The organism is Cellulomonas fulva (assembly GCF_018531375.1).
Taxonomy (GTDB): domain Bacteria; phylum Actinomycetota; class Actinomycetes; order Actinomycetales; family Cellulomonadaceae; genus Cellulomonas; species Cellulomonas fulva.
On record NZ_JAHBOH010000002.1, the window covers coordinates 430677 to 455924 of the forward strand.

General features: G+C 74.7%; 22 protein-coding genes. 13 read left to right on the forward strand and 9 right to left on the reverse strand.

The window, feature by feature from the left end:
* Nucleotides 1-37: 37 nt before the first annotated feature.
* A complete protein-coding gene (locus KIN34_RS15495; protein WP_307858285.1) occupies nucleotides 38-1258 on the forward strand; it encodes a glycoside hydrolase family 3 N-terminal domain-containing protein in 1221 nt (406 codons plus the stop codon).
* A 7-nt stretch (nucleotides 1259-1265) separates the two neighbouring features.
* Here the strand turns inward: KIN34_RS15495 and KIN34_RS15500 are convergent, their stop codons facing one another.
* Genes KIN34_RS15500 through KIN34_RS15520 form a run of 5 tightly spaced genes read right to left on the reverse strand, consistent with a single transcriptional unit; the run spans nucleotide 1266 to nucleotide 5273 of the window.
* Nucleotides 1266-1754 carry a hypothetical protein gene (locus KIN34_RS15500; protein ID WP_214352806.1) on the reverse strand — a complete coding sequence of 163 codons (489 nt, stop codon included), beginning with the start codon at nucleotides 1752-1754 and terminating at the stop codon, nucleotides 1266-1268.
* 1 nt (nucleotide 1755) lies between these two features.
* Nucleotides 1756-2325, reverse strand: a complete 570-nt coding sequence (locus KIN34_RS15505; protein WP_214352807.1) for an HhH-GPD-type base excision DNA repair protein — start codon at nucleotides 2323-2325, stop codon at nucleotides 1756-1758.
* A gap of 43 nt (nucleotides 2326-2368) precedes the next feature.
* Nucleotides 2369-3181, reverse strand: a complete 813-nt coding sequence (locus KIN34_RS15510; protein ID WP_214352809.1) for a putative F420-0 ABC transporter ATP-binding protein — start codon at nucleotides 3179-3181, stop codon at nucleotides 2369-2371.
* On the reverse strand, nucleotides 3172-4209 hold the full coding sequence (locus KIN34_RS15515; protein WP_372449562.1) for a putative F420-0 ABC transporter permease subunit: 1038 nt from the start codon (nucleotides 4207-4209) through the stop codon (nucleotides 3172-3174). Before KIN34_RS15515 ends, KIN34_RS15510 begins: the two co-directional genes overlap by 10 nt.
* Nucleotides 4210-4211: 2 nt before the next feature.
* Nucleotides 4212-5273, reverse strand: coding sequence for a putative F420-0 ABC transporter substrate-binding protein (locus KIN34_RS15520; protein WP_214352811.1), 1062 nt, complete (start codon nucleotides 5271-5273; stop codon nucleotides 4212-4214).
* Nucleotides 5274-5761: 488 nt separating this feature from the next.
* Between KIN34_RS15520 and KIN34_RS15525 the strand changes: the two genes are divergently transcribed.
* The 3 genes from KIN34_RS15525 to KIN34_RS15535 are packed head-to-tail and all read left to right on the forward strand — an operon-like array spanning nucleotide 5762 to nucleotide 10414.
* Nucleotides 5762-6529 carry an SDR family oxidoreductase gene (locus KIN34_RS15525; protein WP_214352813.1) on the forward strand — a complete coding sequence of 256 codons (768 nt, stop codon included), beginning with the start codon at nucleotides 5762-5764 and terminating at the stop codon, nucleotides 6527-6529.
* 58 nt (nucleotides 6530-6587) lie between these two features.
* Nucleotides 6588-8576 carry an ABC transporter ATP-binding protein gene (locus KIN34_RS15530; protein ID WP_372449563.1) on the forward strand — a complete coding sequence of 663 codons (1989 nt, stop codon included), beginning with the start codon at nucleotides 6588-6590 and terminating at the stop codon, nucleotides 8574-8576.
* On the forward strand, nucleotides 8573-10414 hold the full coding sequence (locus tag KIN34_RS15535) for an ABC transporter ATP-binding protein (RefSeq protein ID WP_214352815.1): 1842 nt from the start codon (nucleotides 8573-8575) through the stop codon (nucleotides 10412-10414). The genes KIN34_RS15530 and KIN34_RS15535 overlap by 4 nt, the downstream gene beginning before the upstream one ends.
* A 138-nt stretch (nucleotides 10415-10552) precedes the next feature.
* On the opposite strand, the gene KIN34_RS15540 is transcribed toward KIN34_RS15535, so the two are convergent.
* The 3 genes from KIN34_RS15540 to KIN34_RS15550 all read right to left on the reverse strand — a co-directional run bounded on the left by KIN34_RS15540 (nucleotide 10553) and on the right by KIN34_RS15550 (nucleotide 12800).
* On the reverse strand, nucleotides 10553-11344 hold the full coding sequence (locus tag KIN34_RS15540) for a MerR family transcriptional regulator (RefSeq protein ID WP_214352817.1): 792 nt from the start codon (nucleotides 11342-11344) through the stop codon (nucleotides 10553-10555).
* 83 nt (nucleotides 11345-11427) lie between these two features.
* Nucleotides 11428-12075, reverse strand: a complete 648-nt coding sequence (locus tag KIN34_RS15545; RefSeq protein WP_214352819.1) for an HAD hydrolase-like protein — start codon at nucleotides 12073-12075, stop codon at nucleotides 11428-11430.
* A 44-nt stretch (nucleotides 12076-12119) separates the two neighbouring features.
* A complete protein-coding gene (locus KIN34_RS15550) occupies nucleotides 12120-12800 on the reverse strand; it encodes an HAD hydrolase-like protein (protein ID WP_307858286.1) in 681 nt (226 codons plus the stop codon).
* A gap of 342 nt (nucleotides 12801-13142) precedes the next feature.
* Between KIN34_RS15550 and ileS the strand changes: the two genes are divergently transcribed.
* On the forward strand, nucleotides 13143-16442 hold the full coding sequence (ileS, locus tag KIN34_RS15555; RefSeq protein WP_214352821.1) for an isoleucine--tRNA ligase: 3300 nt from the start codon (nucleotides 13143-13145) through the stop codon (nucleotides 16440-16442).
* A gap of 76 nt (nucleotides 16443-16518) precedes the next feature.
* On the opposite strand, the gene KIN34_RS15560 is transcribed toward ileS, so the two are convergent.
* Nucleotides 16519-17598 (reverse strand): hypothetical protein, encoded by a 1080-nt coding sequence (locus KIN34_RS15560; RefSeq protein WP_214352824.1) that lies wholly within the window; start codon nucleotides 17596-17598, stop codon nucleotides 16519-16521.
* Nucleotides 17599-17721: 123 nt separating this feature from the next.
* On the opposite strand from KIN34_RS15560, the gene KIN34_RS15565 reads away from it, so the two are divergent.
* The 8 genes from KIN34_RS15565 (at nucleotide 17722) to ndk (ending at nucleotide 25245) form a co-directional block, all read left to right on the forward strand.
* On the forward strand, nucleotides 17722-19107 hold the full coding sequence (locus KIN34_RS15565; protein WP_214352826.1) for a bifunctional folylpolyglutamate synthase/dihydrofolate synthase: 1386 nt from the start codon (nucleotides 17722-17724) through the stop codon (nucleotides 19105-19107).
* 174 nt (nucleotides 19108-19281) lie between these two features.
* Entirely contained in the window at nucleotides 19282-20277 is a 996-nt protein-coding gene (gene dhaK / locus KIN34_RS15570) for a dihydroxyacetone kinase subunit DhaK (RefSeq protein ID WP_214352828.1), read from the forward strand.
* Nucleotides 20278-20404: 127 nt separating this feature from the next.
* Nucleotides 20405-21046, forward strand: a complete 642-nt coding sequence (gene dhaL / locus KIN34_RS15575; RefSeq protein WP_214352830.1) for a dihydroxyacetone kinase subunit DhaL — start codon at nucleotides 20405-20407, stop codon at nucleotides 21044-21046.
* Entirely contained in the window at nucleotides 21043-21765 is a 723-nt protein-coding gene (gene dhaM / locus KIN34_RS15580; RefSeq protein ID WP_214352832.1) for a dihydroxyacetone kinase phosphoryl donor subunit DhaM, read from the forward strand. Before dhaL ends, dhaM begins: the two co-directional genes overlap by 4 nt.
* 77 nt (nucleotides 21766-21842) lie before the next feature.
* Nucleotides 21843-22547, forward strand: coding sequence for a TetR/AcrR family transcriptional regulator (locus KIN34_RS15585; protein ID WP_214352834.1), 705 nt, complete (start codon nucleotides 21843-21845; stop codon nucleotides 22545-22547).
* Nucleotides 22548-22612: 65 nt separating this feature from the next.
* On the forward strand, nucleotides 22613-24334 hold the full coding sequence (locus KIN34_RS15590; protein ID WP_214352836.1) for an MDR family MFS transporter: 1722 nt from the start codon (nucleotides 22613-22615) through the stop codon (nucleotides 24332-24334).
* Nucleotides 24331-24738, forward strand: a complete 408-nt coding sequence (locus tag KIN34_RS15595) for a DUF4233 domain-containing protein (RefSeq protein ID WP_214352838.1) — start codon at nucleotides 24331-24333, stop codon at nucleotides 24736-24738. Before KIN34_RS15590 ends, KIN34_RS15595 begins: the two co-directional genes overlap by 4 nt.
* An 81-nt stretch (nucleotides 24739-24819) precedes the next feature.
* Nucleotides 24820-25245 (forward strand): nucleoside-diphosphate kinase, encoded by a 426-nt coding sequence (ndk, locus tag KIN34_RS15600; protein WP_214352840.1) that lies wholly within the window; start codon nucleotides 24820-24822, stop codon nucleotides 25243-25245.
* The last annotated feature ends 3 nt before the right edge of the window (nucleotides 25246-25248 follow it).

Consider the following 25248-nt stretch of genomic DNA (forward strand, 5'->3'; position numbering starts at 1 on the left):
CCTGCGGCGACGCCGCGCCGTAGGCGACGATGGCCGGGTGACCCGGGTGCAGAGGTGGGCGATGGCCGGCGCGGTGGTGCTGGTGTGCGTGGCGGTGACCTTCGCCGCGGTGGTGCTGGCGCGGGACGCGGGTGGGCCGTCGCCGGCCGCGTCGGGCGGCACCACGAGCGGCGCGCCGAGCCCGGTCGCGACGCCGAGCCCGGACCCGACGCCCACCCCCACGTCGGACCCGACCGATCCCGACGACGGCTGGACCCTCGAGCAGAAGGTCGGCCAGCTGTTCATGGTCGGCGTCGACGTCACCGACCCGGCCGACGTCAGCCGGTCGTCGATCGTCGACGAGCACGTCGGGAACGTCTTCCTGCACGGGCGCACGCAGGCGGGTGCCGACGCGGTCGCGGCGCTCGTCGCGCGCTACACCGCGCTCGTCGGGCCGGAGACGACCAACGACGTCCCCCTGCTGGTCGCGACCGACCAGGAGGGCGGCACCGTGCAGGTGCTGCGCGGCCCAGGGTTCGCCGACATCCCGGCGGCCACCGAGCAGGCCACCTGGGACCCCGCGGAACTGCGTGAGCAGGCGGGCGCGTGGGGCCGGCAGCTCGCGGGCGTCGGGGTCGACCTCGACCTGGCGCCGGTGATGGACCTGGTGCCGCCCGGCACCGAGCAGGACAACCCGCCCGTCGGTGCGCTCGGCCGCAACTACGGCACGACCGCGGCGTCGGTCACGGCGCACGCGAACGCGTTCGCCGTCGGCCTGCGGGACGCGGGCGTCGCGTCGTCGATCAAGCACTTCCCGGGCCTCGGCCACGTCACCGCGAACACCGACACCACTGCCGGGGTCACCGACGACGTCACGACGAGCGACGGGCCCGAGGTGCAGGTCTTCGCCGCGGGGATCGCCGCGGGCGCCGAGTCGGTCATGGTCTCGACGGCGGTCTACAGCCTGATCGACCCCGGCGCCCCGGCGGCGTTCTCGAGCGCGGTGGTCGGCGGCCTCCTGCGCGGCCGGCTCGGGTTCGACGGCCTGGTCATCACCGACGACCTCTCGGGCGCCGAGCAGGTCGCGGCGTGGTCCCCGGCGGACCGGGCGATCGCCGCGATCGCCGCCGGCGTCGACGTCGTGCTGGTCTCGAAGGTGCCGGACGTCGCACCGGAGATGGTGCGGGCCGTCGTCCATCAGGCCCAGGTGGACCCGGACTTCGCCGCCCAGGTCGACGCCGCGTTCCAGCGCGTGCTCGCGGCCAAGGCGGCGCTGTAGCGAGCCGTCAGGCGTCGACGTGCTCGAACGACGCGGCGTCGAAGAACGCCACGGGCGCGCCCGTGGCCTCGCAGTACCCGACGAGGCTGCCGACCTTGCCGCCCTCGTCGTCGCTGGTCAGCGGGACCGACGCGGAGTCGACGACGCCGTTGGCCGTGAACGCGTCCCCGTGCGCGCCGGCGACGGCGAGCACGAACCCGTTGCTCAGCTCGACCTCGTACCGGTCCAGGTCGTCGCCGTCCTGCTCGACGCGCGTGCCCTCCGGCCACAGCGGCACGTGCTCGGTCCCGTCGATCTCGACGTTCACGCAGCCGTTGTCGCGCAGCACCAGGCGCGCGGCGACCACCGCGCTCTCGGCGGTGAAGTGCGCGGTCGCGTCCTCGCGCAGGTCGGTCACCTCGACGTGCCCGTAGCCGGCCGTGTCGTCCTCGGAGGCCCCGCACGACGAGACGAGCAGCGCCGCCCCCAGCGCGGCGAGCACGAGTTCCGGGCGCACGTCAGCCCGCCTTCGCGGCGGCCTTGGCGGCTTTCTTGGTCTCGCGCACCTGACCCAGCGACACCGCGTCGGTGACGTCCGCGATGGACCGCCGCGAGCCCTCCTCGCCGTACGCGCCGGCGGCCTCGCGCCAGCCGGCGGGCTGCACGCCGCGCTGCTTGCCCAGCAGCGCCAGGAAGATCCTCGCCTTCTGCTCGCCGAAGCCCGGCAGCGCGCGCAGCCGCGTGAGGACGGTCGCCGCGTCGGGGTCGCCCTCGGTCCACATCCGCGTCACGTCCCCGTCGTACTCGTCGACCACCGCGCGGGCGACCGCCTGGATGCGCGTCGCCATCGAGCCGGGGTACCGGTGCACGGCCGGGGGAGTCGCGCACAGCGCCGCGAACGACTCGGGGTCGGTGTCGGCCACGGCCGCGGGCGCCAGCGTCCCGAGGCGGTCCAGGATCTTGGCGGGGCCTGCGAACGCCGCCTCCATCGGGTACTGCTGGTCCAGCAGCATGCCGAGCAGGAGCGCGAACGGGTCGGAGTCGAGCAGCGCGTCCGCGGCGGCGTCGCCGGTCATCCAGAGCGTCATGCGTCCATCCTGCCTTGCGCTGTGGCGAGCCGGGAGGTCCGCGTCATGCCTCGTCGGGGGAGAGCGCGATGACCGGGTGGCCGGTGCGGGGGTGGGTGAGCACCTCGGCGTCGACGTCGTAGACCTCGCGCAGCAGCGCGGGCGTGAGCACGTCGGCGGGGGCGCCGGCGGCGACCAGGCGACCGTCGGACAGCACCAGCACGTGGCGGCAGAAGGCGGCCGCGAGGTTGAGGTCGTGCAGCGCGGCGATCGTGGTCACGCCGAGGCCGCGGACGAACGCCAGCAGGGAGAGCTGGGCGGACACGTCGAGGTGGTTCGTCGGCTCGTCGAGCAGCAGCAGCTCGGGCTCCTGGGCGAGCGCGCGGGCGACGTGCACGCGCTGCCGCTCGCCGCCGGACAGCGTCGCCCACGTGCGTTCGGCCAGGTGCTCGGCGCTCGCGGCGGACAGCGCGCGGTCGACGGCGCGCTCGTCGGGGTCCGAGCCCCACAGCGTCCGGTAGGGGATGCGGCCGAGCGCGACCGCCTCACGCACCGTCAGCGGGACGCTCGCGCTGGACTCCTGCTCGAGCAGCGCGACGCGGCGCGCTCGTCGTCGCCGGTCGAGCGTGTGCACGGGCACCTGCCGAGGCGCGGGCACGGGGCCTGACGACCCGCCCGGGTGCTCGTCGTCCGGGACGAGCACCGCTCCCGCACCTGGCGGGAGCAGCCCGGCGACCAGCCGGAGCAGGGTCGTCTTGCCCGCGCCGTTGGGTCCGAGCAGCCCGGTCAGCGCGCCGGGCGGGGGAGTGGCGTCGACCCCGTCGACCACCCAGCGGCCGCCCAGGCGCGCCCCGACGCCCTCGATCCTCAGCTCCACGACGTCCCCCGTCCGCGCCGCAGCACCACCGCGAACACCGGCACCCCGACGAGTGCGGTCACGATGCCGACCGGGATCTCACGCGGGGCGAACACGGTGCGCGCCAGGGTGTCCGCCCACACCAGGAACACGGCGCCTGTGAGCGCCGCGACCGGCAGGAGGCGCCGGTGCGCCGGGCCGGTGAGCGGCGACACGCCGTGCGGCAGCACCAGCCCGACGAACCCGATCGCACCGCTCACGGCCACCAGCCCGCCGGTGAGCAGCGCGACGAGCGTCATGAGCGTCCAGCGCGTGCGGTCCACGTCGATGCCGAGCGCGGCGGCGGCGGTGTCGCCGAAGGTGAACGCGTCGAGCCGCGTCGCGGCGCCCAGCAGGACGCTGCCGACGACGAGCGCGGCGCCGCCCGCGATCGCGACCGACGTCCATGTCGCGCCCGCGAGCGAGCCCATGAGCCAGGACAGGATCTCGCGGTAGGAGTCGCCCGTCGCGGTCCAGAACACCACGAAGGAGGTGGCGGCGGCGGCGAGCTGGGAGACGGCGAGCCCCGCGAGCACGGCGCGCGTGGGGGTGACCGAGCCGCCGGTGCGGGCGAGCGCGAGGGTCGCGACGAGCGCGGCGAGCGCCCCGACGAACGCCGCGACGGGGAGCAGCACCGCGACGCCGAGCACCAGGACCGCGACCGCGCCCAGCGACGCCCCGGAGGACAGCCCGAGGAGGTACGGGTCCGCGAGCGGGTTGCGCGTGAGCGACTGCATGACGGCCCCGGCCACCGCGAGGCCGCCCCCGACGGCGGCTGCCGTCAGCACGCGGGGGAGGCGGAGCTCCCAGACGATCGCGTCGTGCAGCGGCGGGACGTCGCCGCCCACCCCGAGGTGGCTGCCGATCACCCGCGCGACCTCGCCGACGCCCAGCCCGGCGGGTCCCACGGTGACGGCCACGAGCAGGCTCGCGACGAGCAGCGCACCGCCCACCCCCAGCAGCAGCGTGAGCGGCGGGCGCCGCACCGGGACGGCTGCGGGGGTCGGCACGGTCAGGAGCCCAGCGCGGCGACCTGGTCGACGAGCGTGGCCACGGTGTCGGCGTTGCGCACGCCTGCCTCCGTGGCCGCGAACGGCACGACGACGTAGCGCTCGTCCTGCACCGCGCGCAGCGCGGCGGTGGCGGGGTTGGCGGCGAGCGCGGCCTTCTTGTCGTCGGCGGAGTTCCACACCGAGTCCACCAGCACGAGGACGTCGGGGTCGGCCGCGACGACCTCCTCCCAGCCCACCGAGGTCCACGTGTCCCGCACGTCGGCGAAGACGTTGGTCAGTCCGGCCGCCTCGAGCATCATCTCGGGCGCCCCGATCCCCGCCCCCACGTACGGCGTGTCGGTGCCCGACGACCACCAGACGACGGTCTGCCCGTCCGCAGGCTCGACGGCGGCGAGCGTGGACTGCTGCTCGGCGACGACCGTCTCCGCCGCGGCCGGCTCGCCGAGCACCGCCCCGGCCTCGCGGATCTCGTCGTACACGTCGTCGAACGTCAGCGGGTCCGGCTGGTAGCCGGGCTCCTTGCACGCCGAGGGCGAGACGTAGGTCGCGATCCCGTAGCCCGCCAGCGTGTCCCGCTCGCCCGCGCCGTCGGCCGAGAACGTCGACTCCCAGCCGCCGTAGACCAGGTCCGGCTCGAGCGCGAGCGTCGCCTCCTGGCCCGGCACCTTGTCCGAGACGACGGGGACGTCGGCGAGGGCTGCGGCCAGGTCCTCCGGCGGGGGCCCGTCGCTGAACGCGGTCCCGACGAGGCGGTCGGCCGCCCCGAGCGCGGCCACCATCTCCGCCGTCGAGGACTTGACCGCGAGGATGCGCTGCGGGGCGGAGTCGAACGTCACCTCGGTGCCGCAGTTGTCGACCGTGACGGGGTAGTCGGCGGCGGCAACGGACGCGATGGCGGTCGGCCCGGCGGCGGCCGGCGTGGTGTCGGCGTCGGGCGTGTCATCGCCGCACGCGCTGAGCGTCAGCACGGCGCCGACCGCCAGGACGGTCGCGGCGGGCACCAGCCGGCGCTGGCGGCGCCGTCGGAGCGGGTGGAGCGGGTGGCGCACGGGCGTGGGCATCGGTCCTCCGGTGGGCGACGCGCCGCGCACGCCGTCGGGCGCGGGAAGGTGGAGAGGGACGGGTGCCGGCGCACGTCGCGCCGCGGAGGACCGTCCCAGTCGAGGCCGGTGCGACCTGGTCGAACGTCCGACCGAGGTTCCGCCGCCACCCTAAGGACGCCGCCGCCCCACAGCAAACCAACCCCCCCGCCCCCCGCCCCCGCCGACCCCCGCCCGACCCCGCCCCCGCCCCACCCCGCCACCCCGCCCGACCCCGCCACCTGCCGCCGAGAACGCCTTCCCTCAGGGTCTGGCCGTTGAGAGCCGGAGGGAAGGCGTTCTCGGCGGGGTGGTTGTGGGGTCGGGTCGGGTCGGGCCGGGGTCCGCGCCGGGTTGGGGGTCGGGGGGTCTGGGTGGGGGTCGGGGGTCTGGGTGGGGGTGGGGTGGGGTCGGTGTCGTAGCGTGCTCGTGCGGGCTGGACGCCCGCGGGACACAGTCGAGGAGCAGGCATGAGCAGCACCGTCCACGGCCGCCACCGGCGCGCCGTCGTCACCGGCGCGTCGTCCGGGATCGGCGCGGCCACGGTCCGCCTGCTGCGCGCGGAGGGCTGGGACGTGCTGGCCACGGCGCGGCGGGCCGACCGGCTGGCCGCGCTCGCGCAGGAGACGGGCGCCGAGACGTTCGTGGCCGACGTGACGTCCGACGAGGACGTCGCGGCGCTCGTCGCGCACGTGCGGTCCACGGGCGGGCTGGACGCGGTGGTCAACAACGCGGGCGGTGCGCTGGGCCAGGACACCGTCGAGGACGGCGACCTGGACCAGTGGCGGGCGATGTTCGAGCTCAACGTCCTCGGCACGCTCCGGGTCACGCAGGGTCTGCTGCCGCTGCTGCGCGAGCGCGGCCAGGGCGACGTCGTCGTCGTGACGTCCACCGCGGCCCACGGGGCCTACCCGGGGGGCGCGGGCTACACCGGCGCCAAGCACGCCGAGCGCATGCTCGCCACGACGCTGCGCTGGGAGATCGTCGGCGAGCCGATCCGCGTCATCGAGGTCGCGCCCGGCGCGGTCGCGACGGAGGAGTTCTCGCTCGTGCGCTTCGACGGGGACGCCGAGCGGGCCGCCAAGGTCTACGAGGGGTACCAGCCGCTCGTTGCCGAGGACGTCGCCGAGGCCATCGCGTGGACGCTCGCGCGGCCCGCGCACGTCAACGTGGACCTGCTCGTCGTGCGTCCGCGCGCGCAGGCGAACAACACGACGATCGCGCGCACGGGCGTCTGAGCCTGCCCGACGAGCCTGCCCGACGAGCGCTGTCGGCGGACGGTCGTAGGGTGATCGGGTGCCCTCAGATCCACCCCGCACACCGCGACTCTCGCCCACCCCCGCTCCCCAGCCCTCCGGCTCGTCGCCCCGCACGGCCCCCCAGCGCACGGCGTCCACCACCAGCGTCCTGCTCCGCCTGGTCGCCTGGGGCCGCCCCGCCCTGCCCCGCATCGTCCTCGGCGGGCTGACGGCGCTCGGCGCGAGCCTGCTCGCCCTCGCCGTCCCGCAGGTGCTCCGCGCGGTCGTCAACGGCCCCCTGCTGACCAGCGGGTCCCGGACGGGGGTCGTCGAGGCGGCGGGGCTGGTGCTGCTGCTGGGCGCGCTCGAGGCGTTCCTCGTCTGGTGCCGCCGGGCGCTGATCCTCACGCCCGGGACCAACGTCGAGCTGGCCATGCGGCGGGACCTGTTCCGTCGCCTGCTGGACCTGCCCGTCGAGTTCCACGACCGCTGGTCGGGCGGGCAGCTGCTGTCCCGCTCGATGAGCGACCTGTCCACGGTGCGGCGGTGGATGGTGTTCGGCCTCGTGATGCTCTGCGTGAGCGCGACGACCGTGGTCGTCGGGGTCGGCCTCATGATCGCGACCGCGCCGGTGCTCGGGCTCGTCTACCTCGCGGGCGCGGTGCCGATGGTCTGGCTGGGCTTCCGGTTCCGGCGCGACTACCGGGTGGTCGCCCGGCGCGCGCGGGACCAGGCGGGTGACCTGGCGACGACCGTCGAGGAGTCCGTGCACGGCATCCGGGTGCTCAAGGCCTTCGGCCGCGGCGAGGACGCCCTCGGCGACTTCGTGCGGCAGGCGGACGCGCTCCGGGCGACCGAGGTCGCCAAGGCCCGCACGCAGTCGCGCGTGACCTTCGCGCTCGGGGCGATCCCCGAGGCCGTCCTGGCCGTCTCGCTCGCGATCGGCGTCGTGCTGGCCGCGCGCGGTGACGTGTCCGTCGGCGCGCTGGTCGCCTTCTTCGCGACGGCCGCGATCGTCAACGCGCCCGTCGAGCGGCTCGGTCAGCTGCTCGCGATGACCCTCGACGCGCGCGCCGCCACGGAGCGGTTCGTCCAGGTCATCGACACCGTCCCCGCCGTCCAGGACCCGGACGAGCCCGCGCGCCTGTCTGCGCCGCCCGGCGGCGGGTCGCTCGTCGAGCTGGCCGACGTGCGGTTCGCGCACCCCGGACGGGGCCGCGACGCGGGCACCGAGATCCTGACGGGGATCGACCTGCGGCTCGAGCCGGGCACGACGACCGCGCTGGTCGGGCTCACGGGCAGCGGCAAGACGACGCTCCTGCAGCTCGTGCCCCGGCTCTACGACGTGACGGCCGGTGCCGTCCGGGTCGACGGGGTGGACGTCCGCGACCTCACCCGGGCAGAGCTCCGGGCCGCGGTCTCCGTGGCGTTCGAGGACCCGATCCTGTTCTCGGCGTCGGTGCGCGAGAACGTGCTGATGGGCGCCCCGGACGACCTGCCGCCCGAGCAGGCGGAGGCGCTCCTGCAGCGCTCGCTCGACGTGGCGCGGGCGGGGTTCGCCCGTGACCTGCCCGACGGGCTGGACACCGTGATCGGGGAGGAGGGGCTGAGCCTGTCCGGCGGCCAGCGGCAGCGGGTCGCCCTCGCGCGAGCCATCGCCGTGCGCCCCCGCGTCCTGCTGCTCGACGACCCGCTGTCCGCGCTCGACGTCACGACGGAGGCCGAGGTCACGCGCCGGCTGCGGGAGGAGCTCGCGGGGACCACGACGCTCGTCGTCGCGCACCGGCCCTCGACCGTCGCGCTCGCGGACCGCGTCGCGGTGCTCGAGGACGGGCGCATCACCGCCGTCGGCGCGCACGCCGACCTGCTGGCCACGCACGCGCACTACCGGTACGTCCTGACGGCCCTCGAGCTCGAGGACACCGAGCGGGCGGCGCTCGAGGCCGAGCGCCGCGACCGGGCGGCGGAGCGCCGCGAGGACGAGGAGTCCGAGGTCGTGGAGGTCGCGGACGAGACGGCCGACGAGAAGCTGGAGGTGCGGCGATGAGCGCGGGCACGGGCGCGGACCGCGCGGCGGCGCCGCGCGGGACGGTCACCGACGACGAGCGCGAGGACCCCCGCGCGGTGCGGCGCCGGTCGCTGCGGCTGCTCGGGTCGCTGATCCGTCCGGTCGCCGGGCCGGCGTGGTGGACGGTCGCGCTCGTCGTGCTCGCGCAGCTCGCCGCGGTGGCGGGCCCCGCGCTCGTCGCGTTCGGCATCGACTCGGCGCTGCCCGCGCTCGCCGACGACGACGACGCCGCGCCGCTGGTGCTGGCGGCGGGCACGTACCTGGTGCTCGCGCTCGGCGGCGGTCTGCTCTCGGCGCAGGTGGTGCGCGCGTCGGCGCGGGTGAGCCAGGCGATCCTGCTCGACCTGCGGGGCCGGCTGTTCCGGCACACGCAGCGGCTCAGCCTCGAGTTCCACGAGCGGTACACCTCGGGCCGGATCATCTCGCGGCAGACCTCGGACACCGACGCGCTGCGCGAGCTGCTCGACGGCGGCGTGACGACCCTGGCGTCGAGCGGGCTCGCGATGGTCTTCACGGCCGCGTCGCTCGTGTGGCTCGACCCGCGCAGCGGGCTCGTGCTGCTGGTGGCGGTGGTGCCGGGCGTGCTGCTCACGCGGTGGTTCCAGATCCGGTCGCAGCGTCAGTACCGGCTCAACCGCACGGCCGCGGCGCGGGTGATCGTGCGCTTCGTGGAGACCATGACGGGCATCCGCGCGGTGCAGGCGTTCCGCCGGGAGGGCCGGGCCGACGCGGTGTACGGCGCGGAGGCGGAGGACTACCGGCGCACGACGGCCGAGGCGATCCGGGTCAACGGGGTGTTCGACACCGGGCTCACGCTCATCGGCAACGTCACCGTCGCGGCGGTGCTGCTGGTCGGTGGCCTGCGCGTGCTCGACGACGGGCTCGAGGTCGGCGTGCTCGTGGCGGCCGTGCTGTACGCGCGGCGGTTCTTCCAGCCGCTCGCGCAGATCGGCATGTTCTACAACTCGTTCCAGTCGGCGACCGCGGCGCTGGAGAAGCTGTCCGCGCTGCTCGCCGAGGAGCCCACCGTGCCGGACCCGGCCGAGCCCGTCGCGCTGCCGCGCGTGCGGGGCGACGTGCGGTTCGCGGACGTCGAGTTCGGCTACGGCGCGGGGCCCAGCGTCCTGCCGGCCATGGACCTGCACGTGCCGGCGGGACAGTCGCTCGCGCTGGTGGGGGAGACGGGCGCGGGCAAGTCCACGATCGCCAAGCTGCTCGCGCGCTTCTACGACGTGCGCACGGGTGCGGTCCTGCTCGACGGCGTGGACGTGCGCCGCATCGACCCGACCGATCTCCGCCGAGCCGTCGTGATGGTCACCCAGGAGGCCTACCTGTTCTCCGGCTCGATCGCCGCGAACATCGCGCTCGGCCGTCCGGACGCCTCCCGCGAGGAGATCGAGGCCGCGGCGCGCGCCGTCGGGGTGCACGAGCTCGTCGCCGCGATGCCGCAGGGCTACGACACGGACGTGGACAAGCGCGGCGGGCGGCTCTCCGCCGGCCAGCGGCAGCTCGTCTCGTTCGCGCGCGCGTTCCTCGCGGACCCGGCCGTGCTCATCCTCGACGAGGCGACGAGCTCGCTCGACGTGCCGGGCGAGGCGCTGGTCCAGCGCGGCCTGCGCACGCTCCTCGCCGGGCGGACCGCGGTGGTCATCGCCCACCGGCTCTCGACCGTGATGGGCTCCGATCGCGTGCTCGTCGTCGACGGCGGACGCGTGGTCGAGGACGGCAGCCCGGCCGAGCTCGCCGCCGGCGACGGGCGGTTCGCCGAGCTCTACGCGGACTGGCAGGCGACCCTGACCGCCTCCCACCCCACCTGACCCCCCTTCCTCGACCCCACCCGCGACCCCGTGATCTCTCCGGCTCTGAGCGGTCAGAGCCGGAGACATCGCGGGGTCGCGGACGGGGACGGAGTCGGGACGGGAACGGAGTCGGGGCGGGGGTGGGTGCCGGGGCGGTCAGGAGCGGGCGGCCGCCCAGGCGCGGAGGGCGTCGCGGACGAAGGTCGCGCCCGGAGCGCCGCCGTAGCCCGCCGCGAAGCGCGGGTCGGCGACGTACATGTCGGCGAGGCCCAGGACGTACGCGACCGGCGAGCCGATGCCGTGCCCGGGCGTCCCGGGGATCGCGGTCAGCCACGCGACGTGGCGCGCGGCCAGCGCCTGCGCCTCGTCGGACGCGGGGTCGGTGCCCGACTCCGCCGCGGCGCGCCAGTCCGCGGACAGCCGTGCCGCGCGCTTCTGCCACGCGGTGCGCTCGCCGTCGTCCATGCCGCGCCACCAGGCGTCGGACGTCGCGTACGCGTCCTGGCCCCAGCGCTCCTCGACCTCCTGCCGGTACTGGGTGTGGTCGAACCCGTCGAACATCTCCTCGGCCATGAGACCGGCTCCTTCCTCTCGTGCGGTTCCTCGTGCGCCTTCTCGTGCGCTCTCTCGTGCCGTGAGCGTGCGCTCGACCGACGCGACCAGACGCGCCAGCCGGTCCTGCTCGGCGCGCAACCACCGCAGGTGGCGGCGCAGCGCGGTCGCCTCGTCGTGCTCGCGGTCCAGGACCCGGCCGATCTCGGCCAGGCCGAGGCCCAGCTCGCGCAGCAGCAGGACGCGCTGCAGGCGGACGAGCGCGGTCTCGTCGTACCACCGGGTGCCTCCTGCGGAGACCCGGCTCGGCGGCACCAGCCCGACCGCGTCGTAGTGCCGCAGGGTCCGGCTCGTGGTGCCCGTCAGCCGGGCGACCTCCTGGATGGACGCGTCCACCGCTCCTCCTTCCGTGGCGACGCACGCCACGGTAGAGGTTGACGTCGCGTCAACCGCAAGCCGGCGCGCAGCCTGCGGAAGGGTCAGCGGTCGAGTCGCGCCAGCACCGTCCCGACGAGGTCGCCGGGCGACCCGACGAGCGCGGCGGCACCTGCGCCCTCGAGCTCCTCCCGGTCGCCGAAGCCCCACAGCACGCCGATGCAGTCGAGCCCGTGCTCGGCGGCGCCCGCGACATCGTGCTCCCGGTCACCGACCATCACCGCGCGGCTGCCGGCCGGGAGCGAGGCGAGCGCGCGGCCGATGATGCCGCCCTTGGACTCGCTCTCGTCGTCCGGTGCGCCGACGACGCCGTCCACGAGCGGAGCCAGCCCCAGGTGCTCGAGCACGGGAACGGCGAACCGGTACGGCTTGGCGGTCGCGACGACGAGGCGCACGCCCGCGGCACGGAGGTCGGCGAGCGCCTCGGGGATGCCGTCGAAGACGTGCGACATGAGGTTGCCGCGCTCGCCGAACGCGCGCTGGTACCCCGCGACGACGGCGTCGTGCAGGTCCGCCGGCACGCCCACCCGCCGCACGGAGTCGTGCACGGGCGGCCCGATGAACGTCCGCAGGACCGCGTCGTCCGGCGCGTCCAGGCCGGCCTCGACGAAGCCGTCGCGGAGCGCGGCGACCACCCCGTCCGCCGAGTCGATGAGGGTCCCGTCCAGGTCCAGCAGCGCCACGCTCGTCACCCGGCGGATCCTCTCATCCGCAGCGAGCCGGCCCGAAGTGCGGCTCAGGCGGCGCGCAGCAGGTCGAGCACGGTGCGCGCGAGGTCCGCCGGGTCCCGGACGACGGCGTCGGCGTCCGCGAGCTCGGCGGGCTCGGCGTAGCCCCACGCCACGCCGACGCACGGGATGCCGTTGGCGTGCGCGCCGGCCACGTCGAACACCCGGTCGCCGACCATGACCGCCGGTCGCCGGTCCGTCCCGGCGTCGGTCGCGCTCGCGAGCGCCGCGGCCACCACGTCGGCCTTGCTGGTCGAGGCCTCGTCGTCGGGTGCGGCGAACACCCCGTCAAGCAGCCCGTCGAGCCCGAGGTGCGCGCACACCGGCAGCGCGCGGACGCGCGGCTTGGAGGTGGCGACGAGCAGGGTGCAGCCGGCGGCACGCAACGTGGCGAGCGCGTCGCGCACCCCGGGGTAGACGCGCGTGTCCCGCAGCCCGCCGGCGTCGTAGTGCCTCCGGTAGGCCGCGAGCAGGTCGGCGACCAGCGGTTCCGGCACGCCGTGCGTGCGGAAGCTCGCGGTCAGGGGCGGGCCGACGAACGAGCGCAGCACCGCCGCGTCCGGGACGGGCAGGGCGAGGTCGCGGTACGCCGCAGCCAGGCTCGCCGTGATGCCCGGCGCCGACTCGCTGAGCGTCCCGTCGAGATCGAGCAGCACCACGGGGCGGCCGCGGGAGATCGGGAGGGTCACGCCAGGAGTGTGCCGCACGCCCGGGGTCGCCCGCGGCGTCGCTGGGCTACCCTGGGCGGACAGGCACCGATCCGGCCATCACCGGGGAGCCTCCGGAAGAACGGGTCCGACGAGCCCCGCACCAGCGGGCGTCGGCGGACCTCAGTAGAACCGGACGGGCAGGCCCGTCACAGCCGTCACGAGTGGTCGACGCGTCGCACCCTCGTCGGAGCCGCTCGCGGTCCGCCGGGGACGACGAGCCGGCAAGCGGGGTGGTACCGCGGTGGTCCCGGGCGGTCCGGGCGATCGTCCTCGCAGCCGCGCGACGCACGCACCTGCGTGCCGACCACAGGAGATGCTCCGGTGACCGATCGTCACTACCCGCTGCACCGCCCGGGCACGCCCGTGCCGCCCTCCCCGGACCTGCCCGCGCTCGAGCGCGAGGTGCTGGCCCACTGGGACGCCGACGGGACCTTCCAGGCCTCGATCGACCAGCGCGAGGCGGGCGAGCACGGCAGCAACGAGTACGTCTTCTACGACGGCCCGCCGTTCGCCAACGGCCTGCCGCACTACGGCCACCTGCTCACGGGCTACGCCAAGGACGTCATCCCGCGCTTCCAGACCATGAAGGGCCGCCGCGTCGAGCGGCGGTTCGGCTGGGACACCCACGGGCTCCCGGCCGAGCTCGAGGCGCAGCGGCTGCTCGGCATCTCCGACAAGGCGCAGATCGAGGAGATGGGCATCGCGGCGTTCAACGCGGCGTGCCGCGACTCGGTGCTCAAGTACACCCAGGAGTGGCGCGAGTACGTCACGCGCCAGGCGCGCTGGGTCGACTTCGAGAACGACTACAAGACCCTCGACGTCTCCTTCATGGAGTCGGTGATCTGGGGCTTCAAGCAGCTCTACGACAAGGGCCTGGCCTACGAGGGCTACCGCGTCCTGCCGTACTGCTGGGTGGACGAGACGCCCCTGTCCAACCACGAGCTGCGGATGGACGACGACGTCTACGCCAACCGCCAGGACCCGGCGCTGACGGTCGGGCTGCGGCTCGAGACCGGCGAGCTGGCGCTCGTCTGGACGACGACGCCCTGGACCCTGCCCAGCAACCTCGCGGTCGCGGTCGGTCCGGACATCGAGTACGTCACGGTCGAGCCGGCGCCGGACTCGCCCTTCGGGCAGGCCCACCCCGGCGAGCGGGTGCTGCTCGCCGCGCCGCGGCTGGCCGCGTACGCGCGTGAGCTCGGCGAGGCGACGGTCGTCGCGACGGTGCGTGGTGCCGAGCTCGCGGGCCGCCGCTACACCCCGCCGTTCGACTACCTCGTCGGGCACGAGAACGCCCACCAGGTCCTGCTCGCCGACTTCGTCACCACCGAGGACGGCTCGGGGCTGGTGCACCTGGCGCCCGCGTTCGGCGAGGACGACATGGCGGCGTGCGACGCCGCCGGCATCCCGGCCGTGGTCCCGGTCGACGAGCGGGGCCGGTTCACGTCGCTGGTCAGCGACTACGCGGGCGTGCAGGTCTTCGACGGCAACAAGCCGATCATCGCCGACCTCAAGGCGGGCACGGGCCCGCTGGCCCGCGTCGACGAGGCGCGGCGCGCGGTCGTCGTGCGGCACGAGACCTACGAGCACTCCTACCCGCACTGCTGGCGCTGCCGGAACCCGCTGATCTACAAGGCCGTCTCGTCGTGGTTCGTGCGCGTCACGGACTTCCGGGACCGGATGGTCGAGCTCAACCAGGAGATCACCTGGATCCCGGAGCACATCAAGGACGGGCAGTTCGGCAAGTGGCTCTCCGGCGCGCGCGACTGGTCGATCAGCCGCAACCGCTACTGGGGCACGCCGATCCCCGTGTGGGTGTCCGACGACCCCGCGTTCCCGCGCGTCGACGCGTACGGCTCGCTGGCGGAGCTCGAGCGCGACTTCGGCCGCGTCCCGACGAACGAGGCGGGCGAGCCGGACCTGCACCGCCCGTTCATCGACGAGCTCACCCGTCCGAACCCCGACGACCCGTCGGGGCGCTCGACCATGCGCCGCATCCCCGACGTGCTGGACGTCTGGTTCGACTCGGGCTCCATGCCGTTCGCGCAGGTGCACTACCCGTTCGAGAACGCGGACTGGTTCGAGCACCACTACCCGGGCGACTTCATCGTCGAGTACATCGGCCAGACGCGCGGCTGGTTCTACACGCTGCACGTGCTCGCCACCGCGATCTTCGACCGCCCGTCGTTCCGCAACGTCATGTGCCACGGCATCGTGCTCGGCGACGACGGCCGCAAGGCGAGCAAGTCCCTGCGCAACTTCCCGGACCCCGTCGAGATGTGGGACGTGTACGGCTCGGACGCCGTGCGCTGGTCGCTCATGTCGAGCCCGATCCTGCGCGGCGGCAACCTGATCGTCGCCGAGGAGGGCATCCGCGACGGCGTGCGCCAGGTGCTGCTGCCGCTGTGGAGCACGTACTACTTCTTCACGCTGTACGCGGGCGCCGCGAACGACGGCGCGGGCCTGGTCGCCTCGGCGGTCGACGAGGCGAGCGCGCCCGGCCTGGCCACGGCCGACCGGGACCTGCTCGCACGCACCCGCGGGCTCGTCGCCGACGTCACGCGGCTGCTCGACGAGTACGACGTGTCCGGCGCGTGCGAGGCCGTGCGCCAGCACCTGGACGTGCTGACCAACTGGTACGTGCGCACCCAGCGCCAGCGGTTCTGGGACGAGGACGCGGCGGCGTTCGACACGCTGTTCACCGTGCTCGAGACGATCACGCGCGTGATGGCGCCGCTCGCGCCGCTGGTCACCGAGGAGATCTGGCGCGGGCTCACGGGCGGGCGCAGCGTGCACCTGACCGACTGGCCGACGGCGGACTCCCTGGTCACCGCGCCGGGCCTGGGCGCGGCGAGCACGGTCGAGGGAGCCGAGCTGACGGGCGCCGAGTTCACGGACGCCGAGCTGGTCGCCGCCATGGACCGCGTGCGCGAGGTCGTCTCGACCGCGCACGCCCTGCGCAAGGCGAACGGGCTGCGCGTGCGCCAGCCGCTGCGGGAGCTGCGCGTGGCGCTGCCGTTCCCGGAGCTCGCCCGGCCGTTCACCGGCCTGGTGGCGTCGGAGGTGAACGTCAGGAGCGTCGTCGTGCACTCGGTGGACGACGCCGCGGCCTCCGAGTTCGGCGTCTGGACGCGGCTCGACGTCAACGCCCGAGCGGCGGGCCCGCGGCTCGGCAAGGCGGTGCAGACCGTGATCCGGGCCGCCAAGGCCGGCGACTGGGAGCAGACCGACGCGGGGGTGGTCGTGCGCACCCCCGACGGCGAGGTGCCGCTCCTCGAGACGGAGTACAAGCTCGTCGCGGCCGTGCGCGACGAGGAGGGCGACGAGGTCGCCGCGGCCGTGCTGCCCGAGCGCGGCTTCGTCGTGCTCGACATCGGCCTCGACGACGAGCTGCGCGCCGAGGGCTACGCCCGCGACGTCGTCCGCGCCGTGCAGGACGCCCGCAAGGCGGCCGGCCTCGACGTGACCGACCGCATCGCGCTCGCGCTGACGGTGCCGGCCGAGCACGTCGCCGCGGTCGAGGCGCACCGGGAGTTCGTCGCCGCCGAGACCCTGGCGCTCGAGCTGACCGTCACCGCGGGCGAGGCGCTCGAGGCCGAGGTGCGCAGGACGAGCGCCTGACGCTCGTCGTCCCGGTCCCGTACCCGGCGGGCACCCGGTCCCGGACCCGCGGGTCCGGGACCGGGCCGCGGGGTGGTCAGGTGATCGTCGACCCCGAGCGGACCAGCCGCTTGCCGAGGAAGAACAGGCTGTGCGTGCTCCCCGTCCAGAACGAGGCGCCGGTGTTGCGGGTGATCGTCGAGCCGCTGATCGTCAGCGTCCCGGTCCGGTCGTTGCTCACGTAGAAGACGCCGGGGCCGCCCTCGGGTGCGTGGTTGCGCTGCAGGGTCGAGGCGTCGACGGTCACGCCCTGACGGGTCCCGTCGAAGTACACCGCACCGCCGTTGCCGCCCTGCCCCGAGGACGCACCGGACCCGGTCGCGGTGTTCTCGGTGAGCGTGCTGCGGCGCAGCAGCAGCGGGGCCTGGAGCGAGGAGACCGCGCCCCCGTTGGCGCACCGGTTGCCGGTGAACGTCGAGTCGAGGACCCGGGCGGTCACGCGCTGCCCGACCAGGCGCACCGCGCCGCCGCCCGCGTCCGAGTCGCGCACGACGCACCGGTTGTCGCGGAACGTGACGCGCTGGACCGTGAGCCGGCCACCCCGCATCGCGATCGCGCCGCCGCCCCGCAGGTCCGCCAACCGCTTGCCCCCGCCCCAGGTCGGCGCCCTGGTGGCGTTGCCCTTCTGCATCGTCAGGTTCTTCACGACGACGTGCGGCGTGGTCTGGGTGTCGCAGTGCGCGTCGAGCCAGCCGAGCCGCTCCTCGCACGTGTTCGCATAGAGGATGCCGCGCGTGCCCCCGCCCGAGAGCGTCACCTTCCCGCCGCCGTCGAGCACCAGCTGCTCCACGACCGCCGCCCGCGGGTCCTCCCACGGGTGGTGGCAGGTGGTGGTGTTGCACACGACGAGCGTGCGGTCGAGGACGATCGTCACGCGTCGGGGGCCGCAGTCGAAGCGCACCGTGCCGCCGCGCCGGACCGCCGCCGCGAGGGCCGCCGGCGTGCACGACGCGGGGGTCCCGCGGCCGACCGTCGTCGTGGCCGCGGGTGAGGGCTGCGGGGCGGCCGTCGCAGGCGTGGCCGTGAGGACGACTACAGCCGCGACGACGAGGGCGAGGACGGAGGCGACGACCTGGGCGAGCACGGGGGCGACGCGAGGACGGGTGCGGCGGCGCATGGACGCACGGTAGCGGTGCGGGGCCGGCGCCGGTGCCGGCGCCGGCGCCGGCGCCGGGCACAATGGCCCCATGACCGGCACCGCGCACGTCCAGCCCCAGCCGTCCGCCCCGGGAGCCCGCGCATGAGCAGGCGCGAGGGCGGCCGCGAGCACCGCCGGGACGAGGCCGCCGCGGCCGCGCGTCGGGAGGCCGACGAGGTCTACCGGGAGATCCTGCGCCGCACGCCGGAGCACGAGATCGACCCGTCGTTCCGTCGCGTGCAGGAGGTGTGCGAGCTCCTGGGCGACCCGCAGCGCGCCTACCGCGTGGTGCACCTGACGGGCACCAACGGCAAGACGTCGACGAGCCGCATGGTCGAGCGGCTGGTCCGGGAGCACGGGCTGCGCACGGGACGGTTCACCAGCCCGCACCTCACGCGGGTCAACGAGCGCATCGCGATCGACGGCGAGCCCATCGACGACGAGACCTTCGTCGCGACGTACCGCGACGTCCTGCCCTACGTGGAGATGGTCGACGCGCGCTCGGCCGAGCGCGGCGAGCCCCGGCTGTCGTTCTTCGAGGTCTTCGTCGTGATGGCGTTCGCCGCCTTTGCGGACGCGCCCGTGGACGTCGCGGTGATCGAGGTCGGCATGGGCGGGCTGTGGGACGCCACCAACGTGGCCGACGGCGAGGTCGCGGTCATCACGCCCGTGGGCATGGACCACGAGCAGTGGCTCGGCGACACGCTCCTCGAGATCGCGGCGGTCAAGGCGGGCATCGTCAAGGACGGCGCGACGCTGGTCCTCGCGGAGCAGGACGAGGACGTCGACGGAGTGGTGCTCGAGATCGCGGCGGAGCGGGGCGCGCGCGTCGTGCGGGAGGGCGTCGACGTCGCGGTCGTGGAGCGCCAGGTGGCGGTGGGCGGTCAGCTCCTGACGCTGCGCGGGCTCGGCGGCGTCTACACGGACGTGTTCCTGCCCCTGCACGGCGAGTTCCAGGCGCACAACGCGCTCCTCGCGCTCGTCGCGACCGAGGCGCTGCTGACGGGCGGCGCCGCGCTCGACGGCGGCGTGGTCGAGGTCGCGTTCGGCGACGTGACGTCGCCCGGTCGCCTCGAGATCGTGCGCTCCAGCCCGACGGTCGTCGTGGACGGCGCGCACAACCCGGCGGGCGCGCAGGCGCTGGTCTCGTCGCTCGACGAGGCGTTCGCGTTCCAGCGCGTGGTCGGTGTGGTCGGCGTCATGGCGGACAAGGACCCCGAGGGCATCCTGTCCGTCCTCGAGCCCGAGCTGGCCGAGATCGTGGTGACGCAGGCGACCGCCGCGCGCGCGATGCCGGCCGACGAGCTCGGCGAGATCGCCGTGGACGTCTTCGGGGAGGATCGCGTGCACGTCGTCGAGCGGCTCGACGAGGCGGTGGCGCGGGCGGTCGAGCGCGCGGAGTCCGAGGTCGAGCGGGGGGCGGCGGTCCTGGTGACGGGGTCGATCCTGCTCGTGGCCGAGGCGCGGGTGCTCCTCGGCCGGGACTGAGTCGGGCCTGCCGCGCCGGGGTGCGCGGTCGGTACCGCCGCCGTGCACAAACGTGCACGGCGCGTGCACGAGTTCCACTTGCCGCGGAGCGGGGCGCGCGACGAAGGTGAGGACGTCCGGTTCAGCACGTGCGTCCGGGGCCCGACGAGGAGCCCCGGAGATGGGACGGCGAGGGTGAAGAAGCTCATCAACGATCCGGCGGACGTGGTCGCGGAGACCCTGGCGGGGTTCGCGGCAGCGCACGGCGACCTGGTCGCGGTGCACACGGCGCCGGACTACGTCACGCGGGCGGGCGGCGCGACGAGCGGCAAGGTCGGCCTGGTCAGCGGCGGCGGCAGCGGTCACGAGCCGCTGCACGCCGGGTTCGTGGGCGTCGGCATGCTCGACGCGGCGGTGCCCGGCGCGGTGTTCACGAGTCCCACGCCGGACCAGATCGCCCCCGCCTTTCAGGCCGCCGACGGCGGCGCGGGCGTCCTCGCGATCGTCAAGAACTACACGGGCGACGTGCTCAACTTCGAGACCGCCGCCGAGCTCGCCGAGGCGGAGGACGTCACGGTGCGCACGGTCGTCGTGAACGACGACGTCGCGGTCGAGGACTCGCTGTACACGGCGGGCCGTCGGGGCGTCGCGGGCACGGTCGCGGTGGAGAAGATCGCGGGCGCGGCGGCGGAGCGCGGCGACGACCTCGACGCGGTCGAGGCGGTCGCGAAGAAGGTCGTGGCGAACGTCCGCACGATGGGTGTCGCGCTGTCGGCCTGCACCGTCCCGCACGCGGGCAAGCCGTCGTTCGACCTGACGGACGACGAGATCGAGATCGGCATCGGCATCCACGGCGAGCCCGGACGCCACCGCATCCCGATGGCCACCGCGGACGAGATCACGCAGATGCTCCTGACGCCCGTGGTCGAGGACCTGCGGCTCCAGGCGGGCGAGCAGGTGCTGCTCCTCGTCAACGGCATGGGCGGAACGCCCGCGTCCGAGCTGTACATCGTCTACCGCAGGGCACGGCAGCTGCTGGAGGAGCGGGGCGTCGAGGTGACGCGCTCGCTCGTCGGGAACTACGTGACGTCGCTGGAGATGCAGGGCGCCTCCGTCACGGTGCTGCGGCTGGACGACGAGCTCACGGCGCTGTGGGACGCCCCGGTGCACACGACGGCGCTGCGCTGGTGACCGACCGCCCGCGGCGGTCCGGTGGTCGAGGGAGCAGGACGGTGCCGGACGCCGCCGGCGGGTGAGTCGGTGCGTGGGCAGGGGTCCGGGTGGGCAAGGATGGGGGCGACGAGAGGGAGGCGCGTGGATGACGCTGGACGTGGCATGGGCGGTCGGATGGGTACGCGCGAGCGCGGCGGCGGTGCTGGAGCACCGTGACGAGCTCGTCGAGCTGGACCGGCAGATCGGCGACGGCGACCACGGCGAGAACCTCAAGCGCGGCTTCACGGCGGTGGTGGCCAAGCTCGACGCCCTCGAGGAGCCCCCGGCGACCATCGGGGACGTGCTCAAGCTCGTCGCGACCACCCTGATGTCGACGGTCGGCGGTGCGGCGGGCCCGCTCTACGGGACCGCCTACCTGCGGGCCGCGAAGGCCGCCGCCGGCCCGACGCTGGACTCCGCGGGCGTCGTCGCGCTCCTCGAGGCCGGGCTGGACGGGATCGTCGCGCGCGGCAAGGCGACCACGGGGGAGAAGACGATGGTCGACGCGTGGTCGCCCGCGGCGGAGGCGGCCGCGAAGGCGGCGGCGGACGGCGCCGGGCCGCGCGAGGTCCTGCGCGCCGCCGCGGAGGCCGCCGCGCGCGGGGCCGGGTCCACCGCGCCGCTGGTGGCCACCAAGGGGCGGGCCAGCTACCTCGGTGAGCGGTCCGCCGGTCACCTGGACCCGGGCGCGCGCTCGTCGCAGCTCCTGCTGGAGGCCGCCGCCGCGGCCGCGGAACCGGCGCCGTGACCGCGGGCGGACGGGACCTCGCCGCGGTCGCGCTGGTGCTGGTCTCGCACTCGGGCGGACTCGCCGAGGGCGCGGCGGAGCTCGCGGGGCAGATGGCGCCCGGTGTCCTCATCGTGCCCGCCGGCGGGCTCGAGGGCGGGCTGCTGGGCACGGACTACGGGCGGATCGAGCAGGCGGTCGCGCGGGCGGCGGGCGAGGGTCGCTCCGTCGTCGTGCTGACGGACCTGGGATCGGCGGTGCTGACGACGGAGGCGGTGCTGGAGATGGCGGATCCCGACGTGGCGGAGCGGGTGGTCCTCGCGGACGCGCCGTTCGTCGAGGGAGCGGTGGCGGCGGCGGTGACGGCGCACGGCGGCGCCTCGCTCGCCGAGGTGCAGGCGTCGGCGGAGCACGCGGGGAGCCTGTTCGGCTCGCGCGCGCCGCAGGAGGCGGGGGAGGCGTCCGACGAGGGCGCGGCCGACGGGGTCGTGCGGGCCACACGGACGCTGCTCAACCCGCTCGGGCTGCACGCGCGCCCGGCAGCGGTGGTCGCGCGCATGCTCGCGGCCTTCGACGCCCAGGTCGCGGTGAACGGCGTGAATGCCGCGAGCGTCCTGGAGCTGATGAAGCTGGGGGCGACGCAGGGCGCCGAGCTGCGGATCGAGGCCTCGGGCGCGCAGGCGTCCGCCGCCGTGGACGCGCTCACCGCGGCGATCGACTCGGGGTTCGGCGAGATCTGAACCGGGTGACCGCCGTGTGACCGATGTCGCACGGTTTTACATGGACTGCAAAGTTGCACTCCGTGTAATGTCCTCGCGTGACCGAGTCCACCCCGCGCGCCCGCACGACGGCGACCGCGCCGACGTCTCCGGCGGCGCGTCCGCGACGGGGGCCCGAGCCCGACCTCGCGGCGCTCGCGGACGCCTACGAGGACGCGCCGCAGGTGGGCCTGCGCGAGCGCAAGAAGCGCGCGCGCCGCGAGGCGCTGATCGACGCGACCCACCGGCTGGTCGAGCGCGACGGGCTGGACGCCGTGACCGTCGACGCGATCTGCGCCGAGGCGGGCGTCTCGTCGCGGACGTTCTTCAACTACTTCGAGTCCAAGGACGACGCGGTGCTCGGCCACGCGCCGTGGCCGGTCTCGCCCGTGGCGTCGGCACGGTTCGTCGCGGGCGGCCCCACGGGCGACCTGGTGACCGACCTCGAGGCGCTGCTCGCGACGGTCATCGCGCAGCCGCCGCTCGGGCACGAGCGGTTCCGGCGGGCGCTCGAGCTCGCCGCCGCCGAGCCCCGGCTGCTCGCGCGGCACATCGCGTGGGTGGAGGCGCACCGCGGCGAGATGCTCGAGCTCGCGACCGCCCGGCTCGGCGCCGACCCCGTGGTCGACCCCGAGACGATCGCCGCGGTGTCGATGTTCCTGGTGCACGCGACGGGCATGCGCTGGGAGGCCGCGGGACCGGACACCGACTCCCGCGCGCACCTCGCCGCCGTCGTCACCGACCTGCGCACGCTCTTCGCCTGAGCGTCGCCCCCCTGAGCTCCCGGGCCGCTGCACGACCCGGGCCGTACCACCGAATGAGGTCCCCCATGGCCCTGGCCACCACCCCTGAGCAGACGAGCGACAAGCCGCTCGTCGTGCTGACACCGCGCACCGTCTGGCTGATCTTCGGCGCGCTCATGGCGAGCATGTTCCTGTCCTCGCTCGACCAGTCGATCGTCGGCACCGCGATGCCCACGATCGTCGGCGAGCTCGACGGCGTCGCCCACCAGGGCTGGGTCGTCACCGCCTACATCCTGGCGATCGCGATCGTCATGCCGCTGTACGGCAAGTTCGGCGACATCTGGGGCCGGCGCTGGCCGTTCCTGGTCGCGATCGGCCTGTTCACCGTCGCGTCGGCCGGTGCGGGCTTCGCGCAGTCGTTCGGCGAGCTCGTCGCGTGGCGCGGCGTGCAGGGCCTCGGTGGCGGTGGCCTGATGATCCTGTCGCAGGCGATCATCGCGGACATCGTCCCGGCGCGGGAGCGCGGCAAGTACATGGGCCCGATGGGCGCGCTGTTCGGCATCGCCGCGGTCGTCGGCCCGCTGCTCGGCGGTCTGTTCACGCAGCACGCCGACTGGCGCTGGTGCTTCTGGATCAACATCCCGATCGGCATCGCGGCGTTCGCGACCGCGTGGTTCACGCTCAAGCTGCCGTCGCACCGCTCGAACCGCCCGCTCGACGTCCTCGGCATCCTCTTCCTGGTGCTCGGCACCTCGGGCCTGGTCCTGACCAGCTCGTGGACGTCGTTCTCGGGCAACGCGGACTACGACTGGTCCGACCTCGGTCTCGTCGGGCTCGTGGTGGGCACCCTCGTCTCGATCGGCGCGTTCGTCCTCGTCGAGCTCAACGTGCAGGACCCGATCCTGCCGCTGCGCCTGTTCAAGAACGCCACCTTCACGATCGCGACGCTCATCGGGTTCATCCTGGGCGCGGGCATGTTCGCGGCCCTCGCGTTCCTGCCCACGTTCCTGCAGATGGCGACCGGCGCGAGCGTCACCGAGTCCGGGTTCCTGATGCTCCCGATGATGGTCGGCGTGATGATCACGGCGATCGGCTCGGGCATCGCGATCACCAAGACCGGCCGCTACAAGCTCTTCCCGGTCGCCGGTCTGCTGATCACCGCGGGCGGCCTGGCGTGGCTCACGCAGATCACCGGTGACATGTCGATGTGGCTCTTCGGCGCCATGATCTTCGTCCTGGGCGCCGGCATGGGCCTGGTGATGCAGACGATCGTGCTCGCGGTGCAGAACTCCGTCGACCCGCACGAGATCGGGACGGCGACGAGCTCGAACAACTTCTTCCGCGAGATCGGCGCGGCGGTCGGCACGGCGATCTTCTCGACGATCTTCACGACCGCGCTCGCCGCCAAGCTCACCGACGTCTTCGCGGACGCACCGGCCGGCTCGACCGGCGGAGCCACGGACATCACGCCGGAGATCGTCAAGAACCTGCCCGAGCCGTACCACAGCGGCGTCGTGGACGCGTTCGCCAGCACGCTGGCGCCCTCGTTCTGGTACTTCGTCCCGCTGGTGCTCGTCGGCCTGGTGCTGGCGCTGTTCCTCAAGGAGGTCAAGCTCTCCGACGTCGCCGGCATGGTGGCGCGCGGCGAGGCCGTGGCCGCCGACGGCTCGGGCGCGGCCCCGGTCGAGGGGCCGCTGGTGGTGGACGAGCTCACCGCGCACGTCGACAGCGACCAGCTCGACGTCGGTGGGCACGACGTCGGTGGGCACGACCGCGTCGACGAGCCCGCCGGTAACCTGGGCCGGTGACGTCCCCCGAGCAGGCCGTGCGCCGCAAGCGTCCCGCGAAGCCGCAGTTCACCCAGACGATCCTCGTCCTGGAGGCGCTGTGCGTGCTCTTCGCGACGCTCGTGGCGTACGGCCTGCGCGCGGCGGACCCCGCCGTGGTGTGGGGCGTCGGCGGCGGCCTCGCGCTGCTCATGGTGCTCGCGGCCGGCCTGGTCGGCCGGCCCGGCGGGTACGTCGTGGGCTGGGTGCTCCAGGGCTGGATGGTCGCCGCGGCGGTCCTGCTGCCGTCGGTGGCCCGGGACATCGGCATCGTCGTGGCGCTGGTCTTCGTGGCGCTGTGGGTCACGGCCCTGCGGCTCGGCGGCCGCATCGACCGGGAGCGCGCGGAGTTCGACGCCGCGAACCCCGGGGTCGTCGGCCCCTGAGCCGCTCCGCCGGTCCGACGAGAGGACCCGCTCGTCGGACCGGTGCCCGCAGGCACGCACCGCGGCACTAGGGTTCGGCACATGACCGACGTCCAGCGCACTCTCGTCCTCGTCAAGCCCGACGGCGTGGCCCGCGGCCTCGTCGGCGAGGTCCTGCGCCGCATCGAGGCCAAGGGCTACACCCTCGTCGCGCTCGACCTGCGCACCGCTGACGACGCGCTGCTGCGGGAGCACTACGCCGAGCACGCGGGCAAGCCCTTCCTGCAGCCGCTCGTCGACTTCATGAGCTCGGGCCCGACGGCCGCGGCGGTCGTCGAGGGGCACCGGGCGATCGAGGGCTTCCGCTCGCTGGCCGGTGCGACCGACCCGACGACCGCGGCCCCCGGCACCATCCGCGGTGACCTGGCCCGCGACTGGGGCAAGAAGGTCATCGAGAACATCGTCCACGGCTCGGACTCGCCCGAGTCGGCCGCGCGGGAGATCGGGCTCTGGTTCCCGGGTCTGTAGCAC